Source organism: Leisingera sp. JC1 (assembly GCF_001679925.1).
In the GTDB taxonomy this organism is placed as follows: Bacteria; Pseudomonadota; Alphaproteobacteria; order Rhodobacterales; family Rhodobacteraceae; genus Leisingera.
This window is the reverse complement of sequence record NZ_LYUZ01000037.1, coordinates 1-958: the sequence shown is the minus strand read 5'-3', so window position 1 is coordinate 958 and position 958 is coordinate 1. Positions and strand designations below refer to the sequence as shown.

General features: G+C 64.0%; 2 protein-coding genes. Both read right to left on the bottom strand.

Annotated features, from left to right (window positions below):
• The coding region (locus A9D60_RS04895; protein ID WP_254656627.1) for a nucleotidyltransferase family protein at window positions 1–712 on the bottom strand (712 nt) is incomplete at its 3' end.
• 44 nt (window positions 713–756) lie between these two features.
• A partial coding sequence (locus A9D60_RS26485; protein ID WP_175392892.1) for a hypothetical protein occupies window positions 757–958 on the bottom strand: 202 nt, incomplete at its 5' end.

Sequence of the window (958 nt, the reverse complement as noted above, 5' to 3'; positions counted from 1 at the left end):
GGATCAGCTGCCATTCCAGCCCCGCAAGCCCCGGCAGCCGCGAGCGGAGCAGCCTGCGCTGATGCAGCAGCCAGCCCAAGGGGCTGCGCGGGCCTTCGGGAAACCCTGCCCCGGGAAACAGGTGCCGGATCAGGCGGCATTGCAATTCCAGCCCGAGCTTGAAGCGGTAGGTTGCGAACCTGTCCTCGACCTGCTGCCAGTCGACCGGATCCGCGGGATCCGCGCACAGCTCGATCAGATCATTCAGGTACGCCAGCCCAAGGGGCTGCGCGGGCCTTCGGGAAACCCTCAGCATGTCATGCGCCAGGCTGGTCACCAGGCGCAAGTTGGCATTCGGGATCCGCACGGCGCCCTTTCCGAACGGAACCAGATGGCTCTGCTCTTCCATGTCGCGTGCGCTGATGGTGCCGAAATACCGCTCCGGGATCCGGTGATGGATGTCCAATGCGCCGGCGACATCGGCCCGGAAATAGCTTCCCAGGGAATACTGGTTCCGGCTGTCCGGGAATTTTTCGTAGCCGAGGCGGCTCAGAACATGTTCCACAACGGCATCCTGCTCCGGGCTGGTCACGATATCCAGGTCAAAGGACATCCGCGGCACCTCGGCGGCATCCGCGTCCTGGAAGAGATTGACCGCCACCTTCATCAGGCCCGCCTCCAGCCCTTCCGCCGTCAGGGCTGACAGGGCTTCGTCAAGCTGGGCTTTCAGCATGCTGTTGCGGGTGATGTTGGCCGCATCCACTGAGGCCAGGTAACTCAGGGCCTCGGGATCAATCGCGGCACCTCGGCGGCATCCGCGTCCTGGAAGAGATTGACCGCCACCTTCATCAGGCCCGCCTCCAGCCCTTCCGCCGTCAGGGCTGACAGGGCTTCGTCAAGCTGGGCTTTCAGCATGCTGTTGCGGGTGATGTTGGCCGCATCCACTGAGGCCAGGTAACTCAGGGCCTCGGGATCAATC